Here is a 25,228-nt window from a genome sequence, read left to right as displayed (position 1 = left end):
CCCCGGGGCTATCATGTCCTGAATTTCTCAATACTTTTATCCGCGGTCCTCGGCAACAGCCTGGTCCGTCCACAAGTCTTACGATCTAGGTGCCATCTGCGACCTGATTTAGTGACCCCGATGTGAATCGGTCGGCTGAGGGGCTAAGTCGAGCCTGTCCTATATGCATTAACGTCGGGCTTAAAAACATCCGGAGTGACTGAATTGTGACTATTAATTTCGCTTGACTCCTATATCGCAGCTCCGGCTGACGGTTATGGGCTCCTTGTAAGCAGAACGTTATATCTAACCATCGAGAAATACGAAGGCGCGGCCCAAGATCTCGTAACCAACGGCATCGACCGTGCGAAGGAGAATTTGGGCATCATGATTACGGCATGGAAGGAGAGTTGCGATCAGGGCTACCAGGGGTATCAGAATGGCCAAAGTTCCTAATAACCGCACCCCGCGGCCGTGGAACCTAAATTCCATGTGCGGACTTGGACCAATGGTAGATTCTCGAAAATCGGTTACACTACTATCGATAATAAAAACGTCCCATTCATATCTAAATGTTTAATATTCGACTTAGGCCATAATGATGAAACTTTCCTTTGTCGCATTACCCCTTGCATTGTCTTTGGTGACTGTATCGCCAGGGACGGCGCAAGCTGTTGAAACTCCGGTTGGCGAAACCTACACGTTGCAGCAGTCCTCGGAATACGCCCTTTCAACGAAAGATTTTTTTCTCCGAAAAGACCTCTGCAGAATCCAACTACATTGAAGCGGCATCACCTGCCGAAGCAGTAGCCAAAATGAACATGATGGATGAACTGCGTCAAGCGGGATTCAACGTGGGGACCATGGCAAAGGTTAACTATGGGCCTTGCAAGATCGTGGCCGAAGGTTTTCACACCAGAAAATCCGGGAAGTACGAGACGGGTGGCTTCAAATCCACTACCTATTGCACCAAGAAAGTCACTGCGATCCACCATTCTTCCCAGGCACGTTTTAAGCGGCTTGCGTGGTGGGTCAAGGGTGGTCGCGCGATTGGCCAGCCAGCCCAAAAGATAAAAGCTGGTAAACATAATGGCACCTACTACCCGACTGTCTTCCAGCAGACAAATCACGCGCTGACATGTAAATCTGCAAAAACGACCACTTGGTCAGGTCGCACCCTCGGAACAATTGTCTACAATGGCAAGACTTACTATGCTGATGCTTATGCTCCTGTGCAGAAGGGGGTTCGATGCCGCCTCTAAGCAATATCCTGACAAAAATCAAGAATCGTCTTAGATCGAAATATTCAGAGGAACTGATGGTTTTCGTTGTCTACGGTAAACAACCCAGCCCGTTTCCAGATCTAGAACACATAGAGCCAATAATTGCGATCGTGGCCAGTGAGCGTGAATGCTATGAGATTCAGGAAAAGTACCCAGAAACTCAAGTCAGCTGGGAAGCTCGGAAGGTCCAGAATACTGAAGGCATGGAACTGACAGGGGGCGGCATTCTGTATCTCACGCATACTACTTTATTGCCGTACGACGAGGATGGCGATGGGAATCCAATCTTCGGAATCATGGAGTCCCCACAGCCTACAGGCCTACATTGCAGTCGGGACACCGCTGAGCAAGAAGCACCGGGTCAATATCTGCACAGAGTCAGCCTCGGTGAAATAAACCTTCGCGGTGTCGGCGAGCTTTTGTGATAAGCATCCAGTTCCTTACGCCAGTATGTGAAGTTGCCGAACGTGAAAAGGGGGCAAACCAGGCGTGGCTTCTCAGCGTGATGATGGCCGCACCAAAGGAGACAGGTTGACCCGTACCGAACATCGCTGAAATTTTCAGCATTGCTCATGCAACCGACTGTCAGACCAGCAGACGAGCCATCGAGCCTACAATTCAATATTGTGATTCAGACACTGCATTTGGCCTCCGGTCATGTGGCATGCCGATGGAGGCCATACGATCTGGTTCAGCAGTTAAAAAAGTCGGCTGTGCCTACCGTGCGCTTCAATTTCTCCGACTTAGACCCACAGCAGGGTTGTGACGGCAATTTTGATATTCACCCCTCACCGGCACCAAAGTAACGATTCGCAGGACCGCGCAGCACTGATGAAATCCGTGCGAACAAAGTACCGACCTTCCTCCATGTGGATTCGAGCATGCACCGCTCGTCACCACGAAACTTCGACAGCGGAATGGAAATCTCGTCGATAGGAACATTCAGTAGTCGTAACCACAACCCACCGTGGATTGATTGGCTCCGCAGCGTAATTTGGCAGGAAACGGTGCTTTCTCAGTAAAGACCTCGTGGAGAGTACCAGGCCTGGGCTCTGACTGTTGAGCAATCTGTTCATTCTCCCAACCGGCGAGCGCGTACCTCCCGAATGACGGTCAGCGCCTGCGTCCGATCTGCAGCCCTGAGCCCAATCGGGCATAGGTGCGATAACGTAGACGGGTTCCCAATTTCCCTTCCCTGGGACATCTGACGAAACGGAGCCCCGGTGAGTACCGCGACCGCTGAACTGACGCCCCTGCAACGACAGTCGGTGCTGCGCACCCTGAAGTCCCCGCGATTGCTCAAGACAGAGCTGCTCGCCGGCCTGGTAGTCTCCCTGGCACTGATCCCCGAGGTCATCGCCTTCACCGTGATCGCCGGAGTCGACCCGCGCGTGGGCATCTTCGCGTCCTTCACGATGTCGGTGGTCATCGCGATCACCGGCGGGCGCCCGGCGATGATTTCGGCAGCTGCCGGCGCGGTGGCTCTGGTGGTCGCACCGCTGGTGCGCACCCACGGGGTGGAGTATCTCTTCGCCACGGTGGTCCTGGCCGGCATCATCCAGGTATCACTGGCGCTGCTGGGCGTGGCCAAGCTGCTGCGCTTCATCCCGCGCCAGGTGATGATCGGCTTCGTCAACGGCCTGGCCATCTCGATTTTCTGGGCGCAGATGCCCGAGCTGCGCAATGTCCCGTGGATGGTCTACCCGCTGGTGATCCTGGGCGTGGCCATCGTGTGCTTCTTCCCGAAGATCACCAAGGCGGTTCCGGCTCCGCTGATCGCCATCGTGGTGCTCACCGCGATCACCATCTTTGCCAAGGTCGCCGTTCCGACCGTGGGCGGCAAGGGCGAACTGCCTGATTCGCTGCCGATCTTCCACCTGCCCGGGGTGCCGCTGGACCTGGAGACCCTGCAGATCATCGCGCCCTACGCGATCGCGGTGGCCTTCGTGGGGCTGCTCGAATCGCTGCTGACCGCCAAGCTGGTCGATGACATCACCGATACCCCGTCAAGCAAGACCCGCGAGTCCTGGGCACAGGGCACCGCGAATATCGTCACCGGCTTCTTCGGCGGCATCTGCGGCTGCGCGATGATCGGCCAGACCATGGTGGGCGTGAAGGTCTCCGGCGGGCGCACCCGCATCTCCACCGCCTTCGCCGGCATCTTCATGCTGCTGCTCGCGGTGCTGCTCGGCGACATTGTCGCGCAGATTCCGATGGCGGCCCTGGTGGCGGTGATGATCGTGGTTTCGGCGACCACCTTCGACTGGCATTCCATCCGACCGAGCACGCTGAAGATGATGCCCAAGAGCGAAACCTTCGTCATGGCCATCACCGTGGCGCTCACCGTGATCACCAGCAACCTGGCCATCGGCGTGGGGGCGGGCATCCTCTCGGCGATGGTGCTTTTCGCCAATCGCGTGGCGCATATGGTCACCGTGGATCGCAGCGCAACCCCGGATGCCGCCGTGTACAAGGTCAACGGCGAACTGTTCTTCGCCTCCTCGAACGACCTGTACACCCAGTTCGACTACGCGCAGGACCCCGAGAAGGTCATCATCGACATGTCCGATTCGCACCTGTGGGACGCCTCGACCATCGCCGCCCTGGACTCGATCCGCACCAAGTACCAGAACTACGGGAAAACCGTGGAAATCCGCGGCCTGAACGAGGCCAGCCAGAAGATGCAGGACCGCCTGGGCGGGAAGCTGAACTAGGGCACGGAGCTCAGCTTCCCTCCGCGCTCTTTCCGCGTTCGGCCGTCCGCAGGCGCTTGGAGGAGTACATGTCCCGGTCGGCACGGAGAATCATCGTGCTCAAGTTGTCATCCGTGCGGGCTTCTGCCGTTCCGAAGCTCCACGCCAGCGGCGATGTAAGCTCGATGCGCTCCATCAGCACCTGAGCCTGGCCACGGGTCGTATTAGGGAAAACCAGCACGAATTCATCGCCGCCCAAGCGGCTGACCAGGTCCCCGGCCCGCGTGGCACTGCGCAGATGCCGCACCAGTTGCTTCAAGGCAAGATCCCCGGCTTCGTGGCCGCCTTGGTCGTTGATCTCCTTGAATCCGTCCAGGTCCAGCAGCGCCACAGCCAGGGGCCTGCGGTATTTCCGGGAGGAGAGCAAGGCGGCATCGCCGCGCACGGCCAGCCCGACGCGGTTCAAGGCCCCGGTCAATGCGTCGATCTGGGTTTGCTGGCGGAACCGGCGCTTGACGTAGAGGCCGACGAACATCCCGGCGACGGTGAAGAAGACCAAGCTCAGCACGTTCAACAGCCCGCTTTGGTGCTCGGTGCCCACAGCAGGGCCGAAGAACACCGAGTAGGGAATCGTGAAAGCCATGATCGGGTAGATGGTCCACCGGGTGACGGCCGGGGGAAAGAGCCACGACATGTACAGTGCGATGAGCGGAAATTCCTGGAGCCTGAAGACGATCTGCTCATGGTTTAGCGAAAAACCCACGAAGACCACGAAGGCCGACAGTTCGGCCAGGGCCCCGAGATAGGCGATCCACAACGGAAAACGATCCAGCATCCACCACACGGCGATCACCAGCCCCAGCGCCCCGGCAACCCTGGCTACCGCCAGCTTCTGGAAGAGCGGAGAGCTGAAATCATTGCCCAGGTTGACCACATAGAAAAGCAGCAGGAAAACTGCCACCATCCCTGTGACAGCCACTTCCAATCGCTTGATGCGGCGGAGCCTGGCTGGCAGGAACCGGCTCCACCAAATTCCGTCGTCGTTTGACCGCCGATCCATTGTCCTCGGCATGCCATCACCCGCTTTCTCTTTAATTCATCTTAACCGCGTGATCCCGGCCAGTGGCGCGGTAAGATCTCATTCGTAGCAACAGCCTAATCAGCAATCAAGTTGCCAGCCCATACCGCCAGGTTAGGTAGTCCATGAAGTTCGTATTCCAGCCATTGATCAACCTGCGTTCCACAACGCTGCTGGGTTTCGAGGCACTGGCGCGCTTCAGCGACGGGCGCAGCCCTGACGAGCATTTCTCCGCGGCCCGGACCGAAGGCAACCTGGTAGAACTTGAGCTTCGCGCTCTGGAGCGCATTGTCGAATCCAGCCAAGGCCTGCCCGACGGGCTGCTGCTCACCATGAATGCTTCGGGTCCAGCGATCAGGGCGTTCGCGCACTCAGAGCCGGCACTCGATCCCCGGCTGCTCTGGGGCCTGGAACTGCACGAGCAGTCCGCGCCGGAAGTTTGCGATGCCGCCCGCATCCATGCAGATGAGCTCGGCTGCCTGCTGCTGGTTGACGATGCCGGCATCGGCTATGCAACGCGGGGGCGCATCCTCCGGCTGAAGCCGCACATTGTGAAGCTGGACCGTTCGCTTTTCATCCGCTACCTGGCATCGACGCAGGCTCGCGAACACGTTGACATCCTGCTGGCCGCTGCCCGCGAGATCGGTGCCAGAACTCTGGTCGAGGGGATCGAAACCGGTGAACATCTGGATCTGGCCCGGAAGCTGGACTTCGACTATGCGCAGGGCTTCTATTTCAGCCCGGGCATAGAGCTTGCGGGGTTGCCAGCTGCGATGCATGAGCTACACGGACGCCTCGGGATCGATATTCCGGGTTTCTGAGCGCCGTTCCCGTCCCCGCGAGCTGCGGATCCGGATCACCGGCAGCAGCTTGGCCAGTCCCAGGACCAGATAGAGCACGGTGTTGATCGCGACGAACGAAGCGAGCACCGCGAACCAATCACTGAGCAGAACGCTCTCGTGAAGAATGATTCCATGTGGAATCTGGACGAGGTGATTCATCATGAGGTGCTTTCCTTACGTGCGGCGCCCGCGTGGTCGACGTGCTTCCAATCCGCGCTCCGGGCAAACGCGATATCCCCTACGCCCTTGAGGAACGCAAGGTCCAGGAAGGCGTCATAGACCAATTCCGGAATCACCAGCGCGGCGATGATCCTGGCTTTCCAGCCGCCGTGCCAGACCGTGACCACGCGCTCGACAGCGAAGAGCGCTCCAAGCAGCATCCAGAAGGGGAACCACACCCAGTTGTCCATGGAGACCAGCATGATGATCATCAGCGCGAAATAGCTGAACAGCGCGATCACGCCGTAGCCGATGCCGATCTGCTGGGCCCAGTACCGCGTGGTCTGCGGGGTGACTCCGTACGCGCCCAGGTTCTCCAAGGCGCCGCGCTGCCAGCGCAGCCGCTGCGCCCACAGCATCTTCCAGTTGGGCATCAGCTCGGTGACCACCGTGCAGTCCTGCGGCGATGTGGTCAGCGCGCCGAGGGTTTTCAGCGCGATGGTCAGTTCGTTGTCTTCGGTCAGAGCCTCCGTGTCGTAGACCTCGCCGCAGGTGCCCGGCAGCATGCTCCCGCGTGCCGCAGCCACTTCGCGCAGGGCCGTCGCGCGGAATACCGAGGCCGTTCCGGTCAGCACGAAGACCCGGCCGTCGCGACGGCCGATTTCGCGTTGGTAGCGGGTGTACTCATTGCGCTGGAACTGGCCGATCAGCCCATGGCCCTCTTCTCCGTGGAACAGCCCGCCCACGGACATCAGCGCGCGGTCCCAGGTGAAGCGGTCCCGGGCGGTTGCCAGGAAGTCCGCGCCGATCTGGCTGTCGGCATCCATCACCATGACGCAGTCGTTATCGCCCATCCCGGGCAGGATGGAGTGCAGCGCCTGGTTCAGCGCGCCGCCCTTCTTGTGCTTGTTCTCCACCGATTCGAACACCTCGACCCCGTGCTCGCGGGCAACTTGCACGGTCCGGTCGGTGCAGTTGTCGGCAACCACGATGATGCTCGAGGGGGCAAAGCTCTGCTCTTCCAGTGCTTTCAGGGTGTACGGCAGGGAGGCTTCTTCATTGTGCGCCGGGATCAGCACGGTCACGGTCACCGGCCCGGCGTAGATGCCCCGCGTCCGGGCCATCACCGCTTTGGGCGCCAGCGGCCGGCTCGATTTCTGGATCGGCGTCCGGCGATAGCGCCAGGTGACAAAGCGTTCGCCCAGGACCACCAGCAGCACCAGGAAGACTGCTGCGGCGACGGCGAAAGCGAGGATGGACAGATCCGGCAGCTCGGTGCTGTAGAAAGTAGTCCAGAGTTTTCCGATATGGACCTCGATCGGGTTCCACATCAGCGCAGGCTTCCCGCCCATGCTCAACGCCCAGGCCAAGAGCGAGGCCGCGAGAACGACGATCAAAATGACAGCGATGCCCACTAAGCGGCTGAAATGTTTCTGCAAGTACGCGCCCCATTCACGTTCGGATTCCTTGGCAACCCCTGGCCTGGACCTGATCTGGATCAGCGAATCATGCCAGGCTTGCCCAAGGCAAGCTACTTGGAAAACTAGCAGTCGGAAAAATCATCGACGCAGTATTTATGTCCAAGGTCACCTCCACCCAAAGCAACGCTGTGCCTTGCGCCCCTGCCTGGTGGCATTTGGCTACAGTTCGAGCACTTTCGCCGCATCCTCGCGCAGCTGGTTCTTGCGGATCTTCCCGGTGACGGTGGTCGGGAAATCCTGCAGGATCTGCACGTAGGCGGGGATCTTGTAATGCGCCAGATGCCCGGTGCAGTATTCGCCGATGGCCGCGACGTCCAGGGGTTCGCGGCCGTCCCTCATGCGGATGCAGGCGCAGATCGCCTCGCCGTACTTCTCATCGGGCACCCCGATCACCTGCACGTCCTCGATATCCGGATGCTTGTAGAGGAATTCCTCGATTTCCGCCGGGTAGATGTTCTCCCCGCCGCGGATCACCATGTCCTTGATGCGGCCCACGATGGTGCAGTACCCGTCCTCGCGCATCACCGCCAAGTCGCCGGTGTGCATCCAACCCTCGTCGTCGATGGCCGCCCGGGTCTTGTCTTCGTCGTTCCAGTAGCCGAGCATCACCGAGTAGCCGCGGGTGCAGTATTCGCCGGTTTCCCCGCGCTGCAGGGTTTCGCCGCTCACCGGGTCCACCACCTTGATTTCCACATGCGGGTGCACCCGGCCGATGGTGGAGGTGCGGCGCTCGATATCGTCGTCGCTGCGGGTCTGGCAGGAGACCGGCGAGGTCTCGGTCATGCCGTAGGCAATGGACACCCCGTCCATGCCCATCTCGTCGATGCAGCGGCGCATCACCTCGACCGGGCAGATGGATCCGGCCATGATGCCGGTGCGCAGCGACGAGAGGTCGTAGTCCTTGAAATTGGGCAGGTTCTGCATGGCGATGAACATCGTGGGCACCCCGTACAGGCCCGTGCACTTCTCCTCCGCCACTACCCTCAGCGTGGTTTCGGCATCGAAGCCCGGGGCCGGGATGACGATGGTCGCGCCCCGGGAGGTGCAGCCCAGGTTGCCCATCACCATGCCGAAGCAGTGGTAGAACGGCACCGGGATGCACAGCCGGTCGTGCTCGTCCAGGTCGATCATGCCGGTGACCTGGTAGCCGTTATTCAGGATGTTGCGGTGGCTGAGCACCGCGCCCTTGGGGTAGCCGGTGGTGCCCGAGGTGTACTGGATGTTGATCGGGTCCCCGGGCTTGGTGGCCGCCAGATGCCCGGCCAGCTCCTCGTCGCTGACCTGCTCGCCCTCGGCCAGCAATTGCGCGAAGTCCCCGGTGTCCACGTAGACCACGCGTTCGAGGCTCGGGGTGTCGGCGCGGGTCGCCTCCACCATCGAACGGTAGTTGCTGGTCTTGAATTCGGAGACCGCCAGCAGCAGGCGCACCCCGGAGTGGTTGACCGCGTAGGCGTATTCGTGGGTGCGGTAGGCAGGATTGACGTTGACCAGGATGACGCCGATCTTCGCGGTGGCGTATTGCGAGAATACCCATTCCGCGCAGTTAGGCGCCCAGATGCCCACCCGGTCTCCCGCCTCCAGGCCGGCGGCCAGCAGGCCCTTGGCCAGGGCGTTGATCTGCGCATCCAGGTCATTCCATGACCAACGCCGTCCGCTGGCCGCTTCGACCAGTGCTTCTGCCGGGCCGAAGCGGGCTGCGGTGCGTTCGAAGCTGGCTCCGATCGTCTCTTCGATCAGCTGCGGTCCGCTCTCGCCCTGGGCATAAGCCTTCATCTGCGTACCCCTTCATGGATCGCCTCGTCGGAATCTGCGCGGACACGAAACATGTGCCCAGCGTCACATTCACACCCTAGCCGCGAGCCGTCCCGCTGCCAAGCACCAGGAAGGAGCCGTGCTGGTGGCCAAGTGGCGACATGGGGCCGTGGCGGTCCATGGCAGTCCAGTGCCTCCCGGCGTGATTCCGGTCTGGAAATCAATCGTTGAATACAGTGCGACCCAAGAATTCATACTTGTAGACTCTCAATCGACCCAGAATAAGTATTTCACCCTCTTGGATCGCCGCGTTAGAGTTGCCAGCAAGCGTCTTCTGCGCATTCGACGCGCGGTCCGACGATCGGAGCACCATGGACACGAGACTACTTCGCTACTTTGTCGCCGTCGCCGAAGAACGCCATTTCGGCCGCGCAGCGGCGCGCCTGCATATCGCGCAGCCCCCGCTCTCCCAGCAGATCAAGCAGCTCGAAGAGACCCTGGATACCCAGCTGCTGATCCGCACCACGCGCAAGGTGGAACTGACCAACGCCGGTGAGCTGCTGCTGCGCCGCGGGCGCATCCTGCTTGCAGAGCTCGACCAGCTCTCCCGCGATGTGCGCACCGTGGGCCAAGGCGCGCTGGGCGTGCTGCGACTGGGTTCCACCGGCAGCGCCACCTCGCGCATCATGCCCAAGCTCATCGAAGCCAGCTCCCAGCAGATGCCGGGCCTGCAGCTGAACGTGCAGGGCGAAATGCTCACCCCGCAGATGGTCGAGGGACTGGTCGAGGGACGCCTGGACCTGGCTATCCTGCGCCCGCCGGTGCGCGGCACCGAGGTGGACTACATGCTGCTGGACCGCGACCACCTGGCCGTGGCGCTGCCGCTGGGCCACCCGCTCGCCGCCCACGATGAGCTGGACCTGGAACAGCTGGCTGGCGAGAAGTTCATCTGCTACCCGCCATCCTCCGCGGTGAACAACATCATCATGGACTCCTGCCGCCGCGTGGGCTTCGCCCCGCAGATCGCGCAGGTGGCCAGCGAGACTTCCACCCTGCTCACCTTCGTCGCCGCGGGCCTGGGCATCGGGTTGCTGCCCACCACGCACTACCTGCCGCACAGCACCCGGATCACCTTCCGGCCGCTGCGCAACGCACCGGCCGTCGACCTGGCGATCGCCTGGAAGGCCGGCAACGAGTCTGCGCTGGTGCGCAACTTCCTGGAACTTTGCACATTGCTCAACCCCCTAGAAAGGCTGGACCCCGATGCGAATCCAGCGGATTGAAACAATCCCCTACGCCATCCCCTACAACCACCCGCTGCGCTTTGCCAGCGGCGAGGTGCACACCGCCGAGCACGTGCTCATCCGCGTGCACACCGACGAAGGCGTGATCGGCACCGCCGACGCCCCGCCGCGCCCGTACACCTACGGCGAGACGCAGAAGTCCATCGTCGCGATCGTGCAGGATGTCTTCGCCCCGCAGCTGATCGGCCTGGAGATCATGGACCGCGCCAAGATCCGCCAGGTGCTGGATAGGACCATCCACAACCAGGTGGCCAAGGGCGCGATCGACATCGCCGTCTGGGACGCCATCGGCCAGGCGCTGGGCACGCCGGTGCACAAGCTGCTCGGCGGCTTCACCGACTCGATGCGCGTGAGCCACATGCTCGGCTTCAAGCCCGCCCAGGAGCTGCTCGACGAGGCCCTGCGCTTCGGCGAGCAGTACGGCATCACCACCTTCAAGCTCAAGGTCGGCCGCCGCCCGCTCGCCCTGGACATCGAGGCCTGCCGCGTGCTGCGCGAAGGGCTGGGCGAGGACGTGGAGCTCTACCTGGACGCCAACCGCGGCTGGAGCGCGAACGAGTCCATGGAGGTGCTGCGCCAGACCGAGGGCCTGGGTCTGACCATGCTCGAAGAGCCGTGCGATGCCAAGGAAGCGATGAGCCGACGCCGCCTGGTCGAACGCTCCCCGATCCCGATCGTCGCCGACGAGTCCGCGCCCACCGCGGGCGATGCCTCGCGCGAGCTGCTCTCCGGCGGCGCGAACGCGATCTGCATCAAGACCGCCCGCTCGGGCTTCACCGAAGCCACCGAAATCCTGGGCCTGTGCACCGGGCTGGGCGTGGATGTCACCATGGGCAACCAGATCGACACCCAGGTCGGTTCGCTGGCCACGGTGACCTTCGGCGCGGCCTTCGAAGCCACCAGCCGCCGCGCCGGCGAATTGTCCAATTTCCTGGACATGGCCGATGACCTGCTCGCCGAGCCGCTGCAGATCGTCAACGGCCGCATTCCGGTACGCACCGTGCCCGGCGTGGGCGCCGCCATCGACGAATCCAAGCTGGCGCGCTACCGCCAGGACCACGTGCTTTCCACCTCGAACTAAAGGAGATCCCCATGTTGTTCCTCGCCCGTATGGACGTTGTTTTCCCGGACCACCTGACCAATGAGCAAGTCGCTGACTTCCAGGCCCGGGAAAAGGAGTACTCCGCAAGCCTGCAGCGCAGCGGCAAGATGCAGGGCATCTGGCGCGTGGTCGGCGAGTACGCGAACCACTCGCTGTACAACGTCGAATCCAACGACGAACTGCACGAAATCCTCAGCGGCTTCCCGATGTACCCGTACATGAAGATCAAGGTCACCGCGCTGGCCAAGCATCCGAATTCGCTGGCCTAGGACTTTTCCGGACCGGCGGATTCCCTCCGTGTCCCAGCCCACAAGCATTGATATTCAAAACGTTCCAATGGCCGACAAATGAGTATTTCACTTGGCATAGACGCTGCACTACATTGAATATCAATCACCCGGGATGATGGGGGTCACAGTATGGATCCGCATCCGCCACACCACATAATTTAGGGGAGTCACCATGACCACTGAAACTCCAGCAGACGCAACTGCAGCCAAGTCCGGCAACGCCGCCACCGACAGCTTCCGCAACTCCGGCAAGCTCGGCAGCATCGCGACCTCCACCGAGCGCGTGAACATGCTTGCTTCCAAGCTCGTCAAGGCCGCCAACGACATCATCCTCGAAGAGCGCGTGAGCTACGACGAGTTCAATGCCCTGAAGGCATGGTTGATCAAGGTTGGCGACGACGGCGAATGGCCATTGTTCCTGGACGTGTGGCTGGAGCACTCGGTGGAAGAGGTCGCCACCGACCACCGCGAAGGCAACAAGGGCTCGATCGAAGGCCCTTACTACGTGCCCGAAGCGCCTTCGCAGAACACCCCTGCCACCATCTCGATGCGCGAGGACGAGAAGGGCACCAACCTGCTCTTCCAGGGCCAGGTCCGCTCCACCGACGGCTCGGCGCTGAAGAACGCCAAGATCGAGCTGTGGCACGCAGACGAAGAGGGCTTCTACTCGCAGTTCGCCCCTGGCATCCCCGAGTGGAACCTGCGCGGCACCTTCATTGCTGACGAGGAAGGCAACTTCCAGATCAACACCATGCAGCCAGCCCCGTACCAGATCCCGACCGACGGCGCCTGCGGCCAGCTGATCGCCGCCGCCGGCTGGCACGCGTGGCGCCCAGCGCACCTGCACCTGAAGGTCTCCGCCGAGGGCCACGAGTTGCTCACCGCCCAGCTGTACTTCCCGGGCGATGCGCACAACGACGACGACATCGCCACCGCGGTGAAGCCGGAACTGATGCTCGACGTGCACCCAGCAGCATCGGGCAACGGCAAGCAGGTCACCTACGACTTCGTGCTCGACCCTGTGAAGTAAGCCCCAGCGCGCCTCAACACGGCGGGGGTCCCGGCAGCATTGGCCGGACCCCCGCCGTTGCCGTACCCGGAACCTCGACGAACGGGCGAACACCCGCCAATCCAATGGGAGCGCAGCATGAATGCTTCAACACTGAACGATCCAGCCGGGAAGTTCCAACCCCAATCCATCGCGCACCGAGCTGCCGATGCCAGCGAACCCCAGAACCACTGGGCCTGGACCGGATGGATGCCAGAAGAGGAGCACGGCACCTCGATGCTTGCCGCCTAGGCTTTTGCCCTCAGTACTACCGACGCGAAGCGGAAGGTCCCGACAGCAATGACGCTGCCGGGACCTTCGGCGCACTTGAGGACGGACTCCAGGCAATGCGGCTGCCTGCAGCGGGCGCACTGTTCATCTTGCGGCCAGCTAGCTTGCTCGGGATCAGCCCGCGGCCTTCTTCACCAGGTCCCGGATCCTGTCTTCCGTTGCAGAATCCAGCGAGGTGATAGTCCATGCAACTGGATGCATGTGGGAGCCTTCCTCGTAGGCAGGATTCACGACTTCTCCAAAACCGAAAGCTACGAAGTCCTTGTCAGGCTTGATGTAGCAGACGTCTTTGCCATCCCGGACGTAAAACGGAAGTCCCCAGCGGACGATCGGCTCCAGCGATGGTGCGCTCTGCATGATTATGGTGTGAAGCCGTTCGGCGATCTCGCGATAGGGTGCTGGAGCTGTGCTGAGCTTGGCCAGAACTGCGGCGTCGCCTTTTTTGGTGAAGATCATCCCTAGTCTCCTTCTAACGGTTGGCGCCTCATTGCGGCGCTGGGTGGTATCGCTCGCGCGATCGCTTTGGGCTCCCGATCGGCACATAATGCACCTTACCGACTAAGGGCATCTGATTCACGGATTCTTGCACTGGAATACAGGCAGCTGGCCTCAGGACAGCTTGATCGTGCAAGGAAGTAGCATGGACGCCCAACTCATACGCGTATTGGTTATCCCACCGAGTTGACTAGTGCACTGTTAGGCTACTGACATGCGTAAACTTCTAGCCATCTCCGGGTTCGCCATGATCGTGGCTTACGCGGCTTACGGCTCACTGCTCATGAACAATTGGGCCGTGACCGCAGCAAGTGGACTCTCCCTCGATGAAACCATTTCCGAGATGGCCTCAATGGACCAGAATTACGACTCGCTTGGAGGGTGGGTCTTCGCAGCCACTGGAACCGCCCTCGCCATTTCTTGGCTCGTTCCGGTAGTTTCCGCCGGACGCAAGCTGCCCGCCTGGGCGGCTATCGGAGCTTGGAGCCTGATCATTGCCTTAGGCGCACCGGCTTATTTCTTCGCTTCCTTCGCCAATATGAACTCGGTGGGCGACACCTTTGCCGATTGGAACGCCGATGCCGCCGCGGATCTAGCCGCACCCCTGTACATGGCCAGCGTCCTCGCCTTTGCCATACTCGCAGCCATGGCAGCCTTTGGCATCCGAACTGCCTTCACCCGCCCGCCGCGCCCCCTGCATCCAACTAGCAACTAGCACGGCACCCATTACTGCCTTCCCTGATCTAGCGATTTTCGCGCCGGAATCACGCTTAATCGCATTCGTATAAACTTTCTAGAACTTATCCACAATTGGTTTCGAACCAGAAGATACTGTCGATAATCTGCGCGAACGTTAACTATGACTATTCCCGCATATCTAGACGATCACGACGATGAACATCGCCTTCCACTGCGCCCGCCGGGCACCCGCATGGAGTCGCACAGAGCGTCAGCGCTCGACGCCCATCGCGAGCACCAGTTGTTCTTCGGACCCATCAAGCAGGTTGCCGACGAACTATTCAATGCGGGCCCCGTGGATGGGCCCGGAGACGCATTGGAACGCCTGAAGAAACTCCAACGCCTGATGAGCAGCGCTGAAGCCGCTATCTGCGTTTTACTGGCAGACGGAGTCGAGCAGGTCAGCGCGTCCTTCAATGACCTGATTGCCACCGAGCATGCCCACACCCCAGACGAGGAAGCCGAAGCCAGCAAGAGTGCCGAATACTATGGCATAGACCGTGGCAGCGAGCAGGTCATCAACTCCAATTTCGTAGCTGAGTCAGCTGTCGCATTGCGCGAATCCGTCCGTAAAGCCAGCAAGCGGATGTTCCATGCCAAGGGCTTGCGCCACGCCTGCAAAGCCACCCTTGCCGCGCTCGCTGCAGGTGAGATTACCGTTAAGGCCGCCCACGACATCGTCAAATACTCGCAAGACCTTTCCCCGGAGCAGGTCGGCCGCATGGAGGAAAATTTGCTGCCTCTGGCAAGAACAGCCTGCGACGAGACCGTCTACCAGCGGGCCCGTCGCTTTCACGACCGGATGAATCCCAATTCGGCAGAGAACCGGCAGAAGAACGCATTCGCAGCCCGTAATCTCAAGGTGTGGAATGAGGAGAATGGCATGGCTACCTTGCAGCTGCATCACCGCGCTGATGTCATCCATTCGATTCGCAACTCGATAAAGCAGGCAGCCGCCCAGATCACTGATTCCAAGGATCTGCGCACGCAAACGCAGGTTGAAGCCGATGTGCTTGCGGACGTGTATCTGCATGGCTGGCCCGGAATGGAAGGCATGCCGCTGAAGCCACGGGTTGCCATCACGATCCCAGCCATTGAAATGCTCGCGAATCCCGCTCGCGCCCTCGCTGATTTGGAAGGTTACGGGCCGATCCCAATCGGCGTAGCGTTGGAAATCGCCGCGGATGCTCCGTCGTTCCAGCGCGTTCTGACCGACCCGTGGACGGGAGCCGCAATTGATGTGGAGCCCAAGAAATATCGGCCTTCCCAGGGGTTGCGCGATTTGCTGCGTTACCGCGACCAGCATTGCGGTTTCCCTGGTTGCCGCCGCCTGCCCGATCGTTCGGAAATTGATCACATCGAAGCGTATGGGCAGGGCGGCCACACTACCCGGCAGAACACTCATCTCTTGTGCAAGCAGCATCAGATGTACAAGCACGCGCTTGGCTGGAAGGTCTTCGCTTGCCCGGATGGCTCCAAGACGTGGGTATCTCCGCACGGGCTGCGGTCAATCACGGTTCCCGAGAGCGTGGACAACGTGGAGAAATTTGATCATGTCAACGATCGTTGTCCTCAACGTCCCCAGGAGGCTGCGGCCTGCGAGGTGCAATTGACCCCCGAAGTGCGGCGAGTACTGGGGCTCGGCCAAGATGAGGGCCTGCCCGGAACCGAAACCAGCTAGAGCCAGTACCTGATTTGGATTTCGAGCGATAAATTTTTTCAGTCACTAGCACCACCACACCACCCATACTTCGCAGGAGCAACGGCTTTGAGTCTGGTTGCAATGCTGGACGCGGCCTGAATCAAGAATCCCGGCCGCGTTCGATTCAAGCGATTCGTGCTGAATGAAAAAAATCTACAGTCACAGCGCGCAGGTCAACTCGAACTCCGCATGGTTTTGCTGCCCTCGGGAATGAAAATTTTTCTCAGTCGGAAGGCACTATCCCTCAAGGTCGAAACGCGCCAGCGCAGCAAGCTCAGTACGGTTTGAGACCGCCAGCTTCGTGTAGATCTTGGTCAGGTGGTACTGCACTGTCTTGGTGCCTATATACAGCTCTTCAGCGACACGTCGATTGCTTGCACCTTCGCAAACCAGCTTGGCCACGGCTTGTTCCTGCACCGTCAGCGTCGACCAGTCAGCACTCTCCCTGCGCAGCATCCCGGTTCCGCTTGCCTGGAGCTCACGAGTGCAGCGGTCGATGTACACGGATGCATCGAAGTGCGTGAAAATCGCCAGCGCGCGGGTCAACGGCGCAACGCATTCGGCTCGCTTGCCGGCTCGGCGCAGGCATTGCCCGTAGTAGAAATCAATTTTTGCCCGGTGGTAGACCGACCCGATGCCTTCCAAACGGCGGATGGCATCTTCAAAGGCCAAACGGGCTGCGTCGATATCACCGCGGGCTGCCAGCAAGGTGCCTTGCACGCTCAGGAATCGAGCGGCTCCGCTCTGGTGGCCTGAAGCGAGAGCACTCTCCAGCAACGGCTGTACGAATTTTTCTGCTTCATCCAGGCGTTCGCAACGGATTAGCGCCATGGCGTATGTATCCTGCCAGGTCCAGAAACCTGCTTGGTCGATGCCCTGCGTACGGTCCAGCCGAAGCAATGGTTCCAGCGTCCGCACAACCTCTTCATGGTTTGCCTGCGCCCGGGCAATCTCGGCCCGCGCCATCCGGTAAGGCATCTCCATAATGGCATAGCTGCCGGTGCGTGCCCACGACTTGCGTAGGTGCAGATCCGCCTGCTCCCAATTGCCGCGCAATGCGTGAATCTGCACCGCGGTCAGCTGGATCAGCGGACGCAGGATCTGGATTTCAGAACGCTCCTGCAGGGACTGCGCGGATCGAACCGTCTCCAGCGCTTGGTCCCAGTCGCCCATGAGGAATTCAGCGCGCGCCGACCAGGCTTTGGCCCACAGCGAGATGCGCAGGGAACCATCGCTGAAGTCCGTGGAGCTGGCTGCGGAGAGCTCGTGCCGGGCTAGCTCCACGCGATCGGTCGCGAGGTAGACCCAGCCCAGTGACATTTCCGCGCGCTGGCGCTGTGCTCCCGCCGGAAGGGTGGCCAGCAGGTCCATCAAGACCTGTTCCCCCTCATCAGCCCGGTCCATCATTGCCAGGCCGAGCCCTTGGATGGCTGCGTTCTCAATGGCCAGCGGGCTGCCCACCTGGGCAAGGCGCAGCGATTGCTCAGCCCAGTCAATGATCTTCTGCCCCTTCAAACGGCACAGCGAATCGAGGACTTGGCGTTGGGCGATCGCGGCCATCACATCGTTGTCCTGATGCTGGACCGCGTTCTGCCAGGCACTGGACAGCCAGCGCTGCGCGGTGTTGGCGCGGCCTTGCAGGATCGAGATGTATCCGGAAAGCACGTCCCGTTCCGGACTGCTTTCCAAGCTCGAAAGCTGATGCGCGAAGGTTTGCGCCCGCGGCAGCTCGCCGGCGGCGACAATCGCATCCACTGCGTTGAGCAGCAGGGAGTCGCGGCGCATCGGTTCCGGGGACAAGTGCATGGCCCTGAAGTACGCGGTAGCGGCCGAAGACCACTCGCCCCGCTTGCCTTGGGACCGCGCGTAGTCTTGCAGTTCCATCGACAAGCGGCCATCGGGCAGGATGCTCGCATCGGCCCGATGGCCCAGCTTGGCCCCCTGGTCCTCGACGATGTCCGCGGCGCAAGCATGCAACCGGATGCGGGTGCTCAGCGGGATCTGATGGTAGACAGCCATTTGGGTCAATGCGTTCTCGAACCCGAGCCGCACCTTCCCGCTATGGCCGTGGGTTTGCGCCAGCGAGGAGTCGAGAATCTGCTGGATCGGCAGCAGCGGATCATCCTCGCCCACCAGCTTGGCGATATTGTCGATCCGGGCCTGCGCGCCGAGCACCGCAGCCGCTTCCAGCAGCGCCCGCGCCCGCGGTTCCAACCCCTCCAATAGCTCGATGACGTGCAACGACAGGGCGTGAGGGGCAGGCGGCCAGCGGTCGAACTGCTCCCAGCTGTGCTCCGGATTCTCCTGGGCCAGCTCGATGACCACCTGCAGGTTGCCCTCGGTGTAGTCCACCAGCTGCTCGACGGCCATGGGCGGCAGGTCGATCCCCGTCCTGGCGCAGATGATCTCGCGCGCATGCGTTGGATCGGGCACTTGAAGCTGCAGGATCTTCAATTGGCTGTCGGCCAGGAATTCCCGGGTTTCCGGTGAAAGCCTGGCCAGGTTCTGGTCGCGCATCACCAGCACGATGAGTACCGGTTCATTGCGCAAGCGGCGCCAGGCGTAGTGCAGCGCCTGGAAGCTCAGGTCATCGACCCATTGCGCATTTTCCAGCACCAGCGCACGGGGTTGCGGCGCCTCCCTGCGCAGGTATTCCAGCAAGGCCTCGCCCAGCGCCCCGGCCGAGCCTGCGTGGCTGCGTTGCAGCAACGGGCCCAAGGCGGCTCCGGGCTGCGCGGTTTCCCAGCGCGAGGCGGTCACCAGCTGCACCGATTGGCTGGCCAACCGGGTTAGCAGCGCCTTGATGATGGTGCTCTTGCCGCTGCCGCGCGGGCCCTTCAGCACGGCCAGGGTACTGCCAGTTTGCTGGACTTCGCGGGAAAGGCCGATGAGCGCATCCTGGCCCTGCTGGGCACTGAGCATGGCGTTCACCAGCCTTCCTGCGTCGCCGCGTTGCGTTTCGATGTGCTGCTACTTCCCTGCTCCCGCGGCAGCCAGCTCTTCTTGCGCGCTGCGCTGCGCGGCCGAACGGGTCATCGGGACGCAGGTGGTGACCAGCGTTCCAACGATAGCAACTGCGGCGAAGACATAGAATGCGGTTCCCGGGGAAACTCCCGCCGAAAGCAGCACTCCGCCCAGCAGCGGGCCGAAGATCCCGCCCAGCCTGCCGAATCCGGCGCACCAGGCCACCCCGGCCCCGCGGGCGGCACTGTGGTAGTAGTTCGACACAAAGCCGTAGATCAGCACCTGCGTGCCGATGGTTCCCACACCTGCCACTGCCACCAGGGACAGCAGCAAGCCCAGCGGGAGCTTGAGGGTCAGCAGCACCATTGCCAGCGCGGCCAGGAAGAAGGTCAGCGCCACGACCTGCTTGGGGCCGACGCGGTCGGCGGCCACCGAAGCCAGCAGCCCGCCGAAGACCGCGGCGAGGTTCAGCACCAGCAAGAAGAGCAGCGAATGGGACTTGCCGTAGCCTGCCTGCTGCATGATTTCCGGCATCCAGGTGTTCAGCCCATAGGTCAGCAGCAGTCCGGCGAAGCTCATCATGCCCAGCAGTGCGGTAGGCAGCGCGTAGCGCCTGGTGGCCAGCGCGGCGAAGCCGACACGTTCGGCCTTCAGCTGCCCGGCATCGGCGTCGCTGGGAAGTTCCAGCAGCATTCCGGTGCGCGCAGCCACCTCGCGGGCTTCGGCCACGCGGCCGCGGGAGAGCAGCCACTGCGGGGATTCGGGCAGCTTGAACCAGGCCATCGGCAGCAGGAACAGCAGCGGCAGCGCGCCGATGAGGAACAGCCCGCGCCAGCCGATCACGTCGCTGAGCACCATGGCCAGCAGCGAGGCGAGCACGCCTCCGGCCGGCACGCCCGAGTAGACGATCGCGTTGTAGTAGTTGCGGCTGTTCTTCGGGGCGAACTCGGCCACCACCGCGCCAGCGGTGGCCACGATCGCGCCCACGCCCATGCCGGTGAGGAAGCGCAGGATGCCGAACCACAGGGTCTCGGAGGCCAGCGCGGTCAGGCCCATGCCGACGGAGAACCAGATGATGCCGGTGATCATCGCCTTGCGCCGGCCGATGTAGTCGCCGATCGCGCCGGTGGACAGCGCACCGACCATCACGCCGAGCAGCGCGTAGCTGCCCAGCAATCCGGCGGCGGCTTCATCGAGCTGGCCGAGCTGGCTGGGGTCCGCCAGCAGCGTGGAGACGATGGTTCCGAAAACCACCAGGTCGTAGCCGTCGAAGATCAGGGCGATGGCGGCGATCACCACCACCCAGCGCACGGCGCCATTGGCGGCATTGCTGGATGTCATTGGGCTGGTATTCACGTGTTTTTCCGTTCGTTTGCGGTGACCGGGGAACCTCGTTGTTCCCCGGAAAATACGTGCCCGGCGCTGGAAGCACGGCCGGGTTGGTGCTGGATGGAACAAACGGCCCGTGATCACGAGCCGTTTGTTCCATGGTGGTGCGTTTGCGGTGCCGGGACTGCCGCTAGCCGAGGTCTCCTCCGGCCACCGCGAGGGTGGAACCGGTGATGTAGGAGGCCTCATCCGAGGCCAGGAACACGATGGGCGCCGACTGCTCGTCCAAGGTGCCGTAGCGCTTGAGCAAGGTTGAGTCCACGGTCTGGTCCACGATGGCCTGGTACCAGGCTTTTTCCTGCTCGCCGGTGGGCGCCGGCCCGCGCTTGACTACCCGTTCAGGGGCTTCGGTGCCGCCCGGCGCGGTGGCGACCACGCGGATGCCCAACTCGGCGCCCTCCATGGCCAGCGCCGAGGTGATGGCCTTGACCCCGCCCTTGGCCGCCGCGTACGGGACGCGGTTCATGCCGCGGGTGGCGACCGAGGAGACGTTCACGATGGTTCCGGATCGGGCCTGGACCATTTCCTCGAAGACCGCACGGCACATCCACAAGGTCGGGAACAGCGATCGCCGGATTTCCTTTTCGATCTCCTCGGGCGCGTAGTGCTCGTAGGGCTTGGCCCAAATGGTTCCGCCCACGTTGTTGACCAGCACATCGATGCGTCCGAACTGGTCCTTCGCGGCGGTGACCGCAGCCAGCGCGCCCTCGTAGGTTTCCAGGTCGGCGGTCACGCTCAGCGCGGTGGCGCCGTCGGCGCGCAGGGCCCCGGCCACCTCGTGGATCAGCGCCGCGCGGTCCACGAGCACCATTTCCCCGCCCTCGGCGGCGATGCGCCGGGCCACGGACCAGCCGATGCCCTGGGCGGCGCCGGTGACCATGACGACCTTGCCGGCAAAGCGTCCCGGATGGAAGGACTCGGGCAGCCCGGCGCTCACTGGGCCGCTGCCTTGGAAGCGGCGGCCATGGTGGCCTTGGCGTGCTGGTTGTGCGCGGTGATCGCTGCGCGGGCAGCGGCGATGTCCTGCTTCTCGAAAGCGGCGACGATGCCCAGGTGGTCGGCGTCCACGGCCCCGTCGATCCAGTGCTCCTGGCGCAGCACGGCGGCCATCAGCGCCGGCACGTCCAGGCGGCGGTAGGCCTGCAGCAGGTGCTCGTTGCCCACGGCCTTGAACAGGAATTCGTGGAAGGCGTCATTGGTGACGGTGAATTCCTCGGCGTTGATGAACTTCTCGCCGTCCAGGGTCTTGCCGGCCAGTTCGGCCAGGACCTTGAATTCGCCCAGCTGGCCCTCGGCCAGCTTGCCCATGGTCAGCTCGACGACGGCCAGTTCCAAGGCCATGCGCGCATCGAACTGGGCCTCGAAGCTGGCGTGCTCCTCGCCGATTTCGTAGCCCTGGTCGGCGGCGGCTTGCGCGGCGGGCGCCTCGGCAGCCGGGGCGGCAGGCTCGGCGTCCGGAACGACGGCCAGCGCGAACTTCTCGTAGTAGAAATTCTGCGGCTTGAGGCCTTCGGCTTCCAGGTGGCGGCGCACGCCCTCCACCATCGGAGGCGGGCCGCAAAGGTAGATATCCACGTCGCCCTCGGCCAGGTGCTGCGGCTCGAAGTGGTTGGTGACGTAGCCCTTCTTCTGTGAAGCGCTGTCCGGGTCACCCACCACGGTGTCGAAGCTGAAGCCCGCGATGCGCTGGGTGTAGTCCTGCAGCACATCGAGTTCGACCAGGTCGATGTCGGTGTTCACGCCGTAGATCAGGTGCACCGGGTGCGGGTTGTCCATGCCGGCCAGCTTCTCCAGGATGGCCAGCAGCGGGGCCAGGCCGGTGCCGCCGGCGAGCAGCAGCGATTGGCGCTTGGGTTCGCGCAGGAAGAAGCTGCCCATCGGGCCGGTGAAGGTGATGCGGTCGCCCACCTGCGCGGTATCGCGCATGTAGGTGGACATCAGACCGCCGTCGGTGATGCGGATCAGGAAGGAGACGATGTCCACTTCCGGGCCCGAGCTGAAGGAGTAGGAACGGGTTTGCCCACCGGAGCCGGGGACCTCGATGTTCACGTACTGGCCCGGCAGGAAGGAGAGGTCTTCGCGCTTGTCCACCTCGAGGCTGAAGGCGCAGGTGGTTTCGGAGATGCGGCGGATCTCGCTCAGCGTGGATTCGAAGGAGGCGGCCGAGGTGTTGGCGACATCCGACGTGGTCGGGATCTGCAGCACGAGGTCGGATTCGGGGACCATCTGGCAGGGCAAGCAGTATCCGGCCTCTGCCTCGTCGTCGGTCAAGGCTTCTTCGATGTAGTCGCCGCCGTCGTACTTGCCCGACTCGCAGAAGGCCTTGCAGGTGCCGCAGGCGCCGTCGCGGCAGTCCAGCGGGATGTTGATGCGGGCTTTGTAGGAGGCATCGGCGACGGTTTCGTTCGCGCCGACCTTGATGAAGCGGGTGATTCCGTCTTCAAAGGCGAGGGCTACCTGGTGGGACATGGCATGCTCATTTCACAGGATTCGGGGATGGGCGATTCGGCGGGGCCTGCACTGGCCCCGCCGCCCAATGGGTGTCGCTTAAATGTGGTAGATGTCCACGACGTGGTGGATGTAGTCGTTCTTCAGGACGACCTTCTTCGCGGTGATCACCGGCGCGGTGCCGGAGTAGTCGATCGTGTAGAACGAGGTGCCGAAGTAGGTGTCCACGTTCTGGTAGCGGTAGTACAGGGTGAACCAGTTGAAGCGGATGTCCACCTTGTCGCCGTCCACTGCAACGATCTCCACGTTGGTGATGTTGTGCCCGGTGCGCGGCTCGGGCAGCGAGGTGGCCGAGGAGCGGTCGGTCTTGATGCGGAAGACGCGGTCTTCCAGGCCGCCGCGGTTAGCGTAGTAGATCAGCGAGATTTCGCGCTGCGGATCTTCGGTCAGCTGCTCGTCGTCGGCCCAGGCCGGCATCCAGAAGGTGGCTTCCGGGTGGTAGCAGTCCAGCCAACGGTCGAAGTCGCGGTCATCGAGGAAGCGGGCTTCCTGGTAGAGGAACTGCGCGATATCCGCGGTGGTGACTGCGCCGTTGGAAGTCGGCGCCTCGGTCAGTGCGATGGTGCTCATCTGTCTTGTCCCTTCGGCCTTAGTTCTGTGCTTCGCGTTCGTTGTCCACGGCTTGGCGCATGGTCTGCAGCCAGTAGCCGTGCTGGATCGGGTACAGGCCCTCGTCCTCGGTGCGCGCCCCGGAGGAGATGGGCTTCAGGCCCACCTTGTCCGCGTTCTCATCCGGTCCGGTGATCTGGTGGGCCTGGCCGCGCGAGAGGTCATTCCACTGCGCCGAGGTGGCCAGGTAGGTCTTCTGGCAGGAGCGGAATTCTTCCAGGTCATCCGGGGTGGCCATGCCCGAGGCGTTGAAGAAGTCCTCGTACTGGCGGATGCGGGCCGCGCGCGCGGTGTCCGACTCGCCCACCGGGGCGAAGCAGTAGATGGTCACCTCGGTCTTGTCCACTGCCACCGGCCGGAAGACGCGGATCTGCGAGCCGAACTGGTCCATCAGGTACACGTTCGGGTACAGGCACAGGTTGCGCGAAATGCCGATCATCCAGTCGGCCTTGGCTTCGCCGAACTTGGCAACCAGCTCGTCGCGCTTCTCGGCCAGCGGGCGGTTGGCCGGGTCCAGCCATTCGGTCCACAGCAGCAGGTGGCCGTGCTCGAAGGAGTAGTAGCCGCCCTTCTGCTTGTCCCAGCCGCCGGCGTCCATGGTCTTGGTGTCGTTGGAGGATTCGCCGTTGGCGCGGCGGGCCTGGGTGGCGGCGTAGTTCCAGTGGGTGGCCGAGACGTGGTAGCCGTCGGCGCCGTTCTCCGCCTGCAGCTTCCAGTTGCCGTCATAGGTGTAGGTCGAGGCGCCGCGCAGCACTTCCAGGCCTTCTTCGGACTGGTCAACCATCATGTCGATGATCTTCGTGGCCTCGCCCAGGTGCTCTTCCAGCGGCAGGACATCGGCGTTCAGCGAGCCGAAGAGGAAACCGCGGTAGTTCTCGAAACGGGCAACCTTGGTCAAATCGTGGGAGCCGTCCTTGTTGAACTGCTCCGGGTAGCCAGCTCCCCGCGAATCCTTGACCTTGAGCAGCTTGCCGGAGTTGTTGAAGGTCCAGCCATGGAACGGGCAGGTGAAGGTGGTGCGGTTATCGGTCTTGCGCCGGCAGAGCATGGCTCCGCGGTGGCTGCAGGCGTTGATCAGCGCATTGAGTTCGCCCTGCTTGTTGCGCGAGATGATGATGGGCTGGCGGCCGATGTTGGTGGTGTAGTAGTCGCCGATGTTCGGGATCTGGGACTCGTGGGCCAGGTACACCCAGTTGCCTTCCCAGATGTGCTTCATTTCCATCTCGAAAATCTCTTCGTCGGTGAAGATATTTCGGTTGGCGCGGAACTCTCCGGTTTCCGGGCTGTCAACCAGCGCGTTATCCAGCAGGCTGGATACCTCGTTCAGGGTCTCGGTCATGGCGTGGTGTGCTCCGTCCATTCAATGCTCGTTTAAAGGGGAAACCGCTGCAGCCGGTTTGCATGGATTCAACCTTGGCAGAAAGTGCGGGCGGTCACACTAGGGTTATGCCTAGGCTTGGGCTAGGCATCTGACTACTATGTTTTCGATCGTCTGAATTCACACCTGTTGCCTATCAATGC

At 62.1% G+C, this 25,228-nt stretch carries 22 protein-coding genes; 11 read left to right on the top strand and 11 right to left on the bottom strand.

What is annotated here, in order from left to right; all coding sequences use genetic code 11:
• The first annotated feature begins 794 nt into the window (after positions 1 to 794).
• The 3 genes from ACIOTN_RS12640 (at position 795) to ACIOTN_RS12630 (ending at position 3,976) form a co-directional block, all read left to right on the top strand.
• On the top strand, positions 795 to 1,241 hold the full coding sequence (locus ACIOTN_RS12640; RefSeq protein WP_332486452.1) for a hypothetical protein: 447 nt from the start codon (positions 795 to 797) through the stop codon (positions 1,239 to 1,241).
• Positions 1,229 to 1,687, top strand: a complete 459-nt coding sequence (locus ACIOTN_RS12635; protein ID WP_402735446.1) for a hypothetical protein — start codon at positions 1,229 to 1,231, stop codon at positions 1,685 to 1,687. The genes ACIOTN_RS12640 and ACIOTN_RS12635 overlap by 13 nt, the downstream gene beginning before the upstream one ends.
• Positions 1,688 to 2,485: 798 nt before the next feature.
• Positions 2,486 to 3,976, top strand: coding sequence for a SulP family inorganic anion transporter (locus ACIOTN_RS12630; protein WP_105656477.1), 1,491 nt, complete (start codon positions 2,486 to 2,488; stop codon positions 3,974 to 3,976).
• Between the two features lie 10 nt (positions 3,977 to 3,986).
• Here the strand turns inward: ACIOTN_RS12630 and ACIOTN_RS12625 are convergent, their stop codons facing one another.
• Positions 3,987 to 4,934 carry a GGDEF domain-containing protein gene (locus tag ACIOTN_RS12625; protein WP_166650757.1) on the bottom strand — a complete coding sequence of 316 codons (948 nt, stop codon included), beginning with the start codon at positions 4,932 to 4,934 and terminating at the stop codon, positions 3,987 to 3,989.
• 224 nt (positions 4,935 to 5,158) lie between these two features.
• Between ACIOTN_RS12625 and ACIOTN_RS12620 the strand changes: the two genes are divergently transcribed.
• Positions 5,159 to 5,854, top strand: coding sequence for an EAL domain-containing protein (locus ACIOTN_RS12620; protein ID WP_105662275.1), 696 nt, complete (start codon positions 5,159 to 5,161; stop codon positions 5,852 to 5,854).
• Here the strand turns inward: ACIOTN_RS12620 and ACIOTN_RS12615 are convergent.
• The 3 genes from ACIOTN_RS12615 to ACIOTN_RS12605 all read right to left on the bottom strand — a co-directional run bounded on the left by ACIOTN_RS12615 (position 5,816) and on the right by ACIOTN_RS12605 (position 9,288).
• Entirely contained in the window at positions 5,816 to 6,037 is a 222-nt protein-coding gene (locus ACIOTN_RS12615; protein WP_402735445.1) for a hypothetical protein, read from the bottom strand. The two genes, ACIOTN_RS12620 and ACIOTN_RS12615, sit on opposite strands and share 39 nt — an antisense overlap.
• Complete coding sequence (locus ACIOTN_RS12610; RefSeq protein ID WP_402735444.1) at positions 6,034 to 7,473, bottom strand: glycosyltransferase; 1,440 nt, start codon at positions 7,471 to 7,473, stop codon at positions 6,034 to 6,036. Before ACIOTN_RS12610 ends, ACIOTN_RS12615 begins: the two co-directional genes overlap by 4 nt.
• A gap of 201 nt (positions 7,474 to 7,674) precedes the next feature.
• On the bottom strand, positions 7,675 to 9,288 hold the full coding sequence (locus ACIOTN_RS12605) for an AMP-binding protein (RefSeq protein ID WP_402735443.1): 1,614 nt from the start codon (positions 9,286 to 9,288) through the stop codon (positions 7,675 to 7,677).
• A 350-nt stretch (positions 9,289 to 9,638) separates the two neighbouring features.
• Between ACIOTN_RS12605 and ACIOTN_RS12600 the strand changes: the two genes are divergently transcribed.
• From ACIOTN_RS12600 to ACIOTN_RS12580, 5 genes are all read left to right on the top strand, one after another.
• Entirely contained in the window at positions 9,639 to 10,550 is a 912-nt protein-coding gene (locus tag ACIOTN_RS12600; RefSeq protein ID WP_105662373.1) for a LysR substrate-binding domain-containing protein, read from the top strand.
• Entirely contained in the window at positions 10,531 to 11,652 is a 1,122-nt protein-coding gene (locus ACIOTN_RS12595; protein ID WP_332594566.1) for an enolase C-terminal domain-like protein, read from the top strand. Before ACIOTN_RS12600 ends, ACIOTN_RS12595 begins: the two co-directional genes overlap by 20 nt.
• A gap of 11 nt (positions 11,653 to 11,663) precedes the next feature.
• Positions 11,664 to 11,942 (top strand): muconolactone Delta-isomerase, encoded by a 279-nt coding sequence (gene catC / locus ACIOTN_RS12590; RefSeq protein WP_105656482.1) that lies wholly within the window; start codon positions 11,664 to 11,666, stop codon positions 11,940 to 11,942.
• 193 nt (positions 11,943 to 12,135) lie between these two features.
• Positions 12,136 to 12,993: a catechol 1,2-dioxygenase gene (gene catA / locus ACIOTN_RS12585; RefSeq protein ID WP_105656483.1), complete on the top strand. Its 858-nt coding sequence runs from the start codon at positions 12,136 to 12,138 to the stop codon at positions 12,991 to 12,993.
• A gap of 117 nt (positions 12,994 to 13,110) precedes the next feature.
• Positions 13,111 to 13,263 carry a hypothetical protein gene (locus ACIOTN_RS12580; RefSeq protein WP_332486434.1) on the top strand — a complete coding sequence of 51 codons (153 nt, stop codon included), beginning with the start codon at positions 13,111 to 13,113 and terminating at the stop codon, positions 13,261 to 13,263.
• Positions 13,264 to 13,416: 153 nt separating this feature from the next.
• Here the strand turns inward: ACIOTN_RS12580 and ACIOTN_RS12575 are convergent, their stop codons facing one another.
• On the bottom strand, positions 13,417 to 13,758 hold the full coding sequence (locus tag ACIOTN_RS12575) for a DUF1801 domain-containing protein (RefSeq protein ID WP_332486432.1): 342 nt from the start codon (positions 13,756 to 13,758) through the stop codon (positions 13,417 to 13,419).
• Positions 13,759 to 14,011: 253 nt separating this feature from the next.
• Here ACIOTN_RS12575 and ACIOTN_RS12570 point away from each other — a divergent pair, with 253 nt between their 5' ends.
• Entirely contained in the window at positions 14,012 to 14,512 is a 501-nt protein-coding gene (locus ACIOTN_RS12570; RefSeq protein ID WP_105656484.1) for a hypothetical protein, read from the top strand.
• A gap of 339 nt (positions 14,513 to 14,851) precedes the next feature.
• Complete coding sequence (locus ACIOTN_RS12565; RefSeq protein WP_332486430.1) at positions 14,852 to 16,216, top strand: DUF222 domain-containing protein; 1,365 nt, start codon at positions 14,852 to 14,854, stop codon at positions 16,214 to 16,216.
• Between the two features lie 258 nt (positions 16,217 to 16,474).
• On the opposite strand, the gene ACIOTN_RS12560 is transcribed toward ACIOTN_RS12565, so the two are convergent.
• The 6 genes from ACIOTN_RS12560 to benA all read right to left on the bottom strand — a co-directional run bounded on the left by ACIOTN_RS12560 (position 16,475) and on the right by benA (position 25,046).
• Positions 16,475 to 19,159 carry a LuxR C-terminal-related transcriptional regulator gene (locus ACIOTN_RS12560; RefSeq protein ID WP_402735496.1) on the bottom strand — a complete coding sequence of 895 codons (2,685 nt, stop codon included), beginning with the start codon at positions 19,157 to 19,159 and terminating at the stop codon, positions 16,475 to 16,477.
• 48 nt (positions 19,160 to 19,207) lie between these two features.
• On the bottom strand, positions 19,208 to 20,557 hold the full coding sequence (locus tag ACIOTN_RS12555) for an MFS transporter (protein ID WP_402735442.1): 1,350 nt from the start codon (positions 20,555 to 20,557) through the stop codon (positions 19,208 to 19,210).
• Between the two features lie 163 nt (positions 20,558 to 20,720).
• The gene (locus ACIOTN_RS12550) at positions 20,721 to 21,527 is read right to left on the bottom strand and encodes a 1,6-dihydroxycyclohexa-2,4-diene-1-carboxylate dehydrogenase (protein WP_286134080.1); all 807 of its coding nucleotides are present in this window, start codon (positions 21,525 to 21,527) and stop codon (positions 20,721 to 20,723) included.
• Entirely contained in the window at positions 21,524 to 23,059 is a 1,536-nt protein-coding gene (gene benC / locus ACIOTN_RS12545; protein WP_402735441.1) for a benzoate 1,2-dioxygenase electron transfer component BenC, read from the bottom strand. The genes ACIOTN_RS12550 and benC overlap by 4 nt, the downstream gene beginning before the upstream one ends.
• Positions 23,060 to 23,137: 78 nt before the next feature.
• Positions 23,138 to 23,668 carry a benzoate 1,2-dioxygenase small subunit gene (gene benB / locus ACIOTN_RS12540; RefSeq protein WP_105656489.1) on the bottom strand — a complete coding sequence of 177 codons (531 nt, stop codon included), beginning with the start codon at positions 23,666 to 23,668 and terminating at the stop codon, positions 23,138 to 23,140.
• A gap of 19 nt (positions 23,669 to 23,687) precedes the next feature.
• Complete coding sequence (gene benA / locus ACIOTN_RS12535; protein ID WP_332730805.1) at positions 23,688 to 25,046, bottom strand: benzoate 1,2-dioxygenase large subunit; 1,359 nt, start codon at positions 25,044 to 25,046, stop codon at positions 23,688 to 23,690.
• Positions 25,047 to 25,228: the final 182 nt, after the last annotated feature.

It is taken from the genome of Glutamicibacter sp. NPDC087661 (assembly GCF_044743275.1).
Lineage (GTDB): Bacteria > Actinomycetota > Actinomycetes > Actinomycetales > Micrococcaceae > Glutamicibacter.
The sequence above is the reverse complement of the archived record's forward strand: the minus strand, read 5'-3'. Positions and strand labels throughout refer to the sequence as shown.

Coding starts and splice junctions, on each gene's coding strand:
- ACIOTN_RS12615 (WP_402735445.1), bottom strand. CDS start 6,037: ATGATGAATCACCTCGTCCAGATTCCACATGGAATCATTCTTCACGAG.
- ACIOTN_RS12580 (WP_332486434.1), top strand. CDS start 13,111: ATGAATGCTTCAACACTGAACGATCCAGCCGGGAAGTTCCAACCCCAA.
- benC (WP_402735441.1), bottom strand. CDS start 23,059: ATGTCCCACCAGGTAGCCCTCGCCTTTGAAGACGGAATCACCCGCTTC.
- ACIOTN_RS12595 (WP_332594566.1), top strand. CDS start 10,531: ATGCGAATCCAGCGGATTGAAACAATCCCCTACGCCATCCCCTACAAC.
- benB (WP_105656489.1), bottom strand. CDS start 23,668: ATGAGCACCATCGCACTGACCGAGGCGCCGACTTCCAACGGCGCAGTC.
- ACIOTN_RS12640 (WP_332486452.1), top strand. CDS start 795: ATGAACATGATGGATGAACTGCGTCAAGCGGGATTCAACGTGGGGACC.
- ACIOTN_RS12600 (WP_105662373.1), top strand. CDS start 9,639: ATGGACACGAGACTACTTCGCTACTTTGTCGCCGTCGCCGAAGAACGC.
- catC (WP_105656482.1), top strand. CDS start 11,664: ATGTTGTTCCTCGCCCGTATGGACGTTGTTTTCCCGGACCACCTGACC.
- ACIOTN_RS12575 (WP_332486432.1), bottom strand. CDS start 13,758: ATGATCTTCACCAAAAAAGGCGACGCCGCAGTTCTGGCCAAGCTCAGC.
- benA (WP_332730805.1), bottom strand. CDS start 25,046: ATGACCGAGACCCTGAACGAGGTATCCAGCCTGCTGGATAACGCGCTG.
- ACIOTN_RS12560 (WP_402735496.1), bottom strand. CDS start 19,159: ATGCTCAGTGCCCAGCAGGGCCAGGATGCGCTCATCGGCCTTTCCCGC.
- ACIOTN_RS12635 (WP_402735446.1), top strand. CDS start 1,229: ATGCCGCCTCTAAGCAATATCCTGACAAAAATCAAGAATCGTCTTAGA.
- ACIOTN_RS12570 (WP_105656484.1), top strand. CDS start 14,012: ATGCGTAAACTTCTAGCCATCTCCGGGTTCGCCATGATCGTGGCTTAC.
- ACIOTN_RS12620 (WP_105662275.1), top strand. CDS start 5,159: ATGAAGTTCGTATTCCAGCCATTGATCAACCTGCGTTCCACAACGCTG.
- ACIOTN_RS12605 (WP_402735443.1), bottom strand. CDS start 9,288: ATGAAGGCTTATGCCCAGGGCGAGAGCGGACCGCAGCTGATCGAAGAG.
- catA (WP_105656483.1), top strand. CDS start 12,136: ATGACCACTGAAACTCCAGCAGACGCAACTGCAGCCAAGTCCGGCAAC.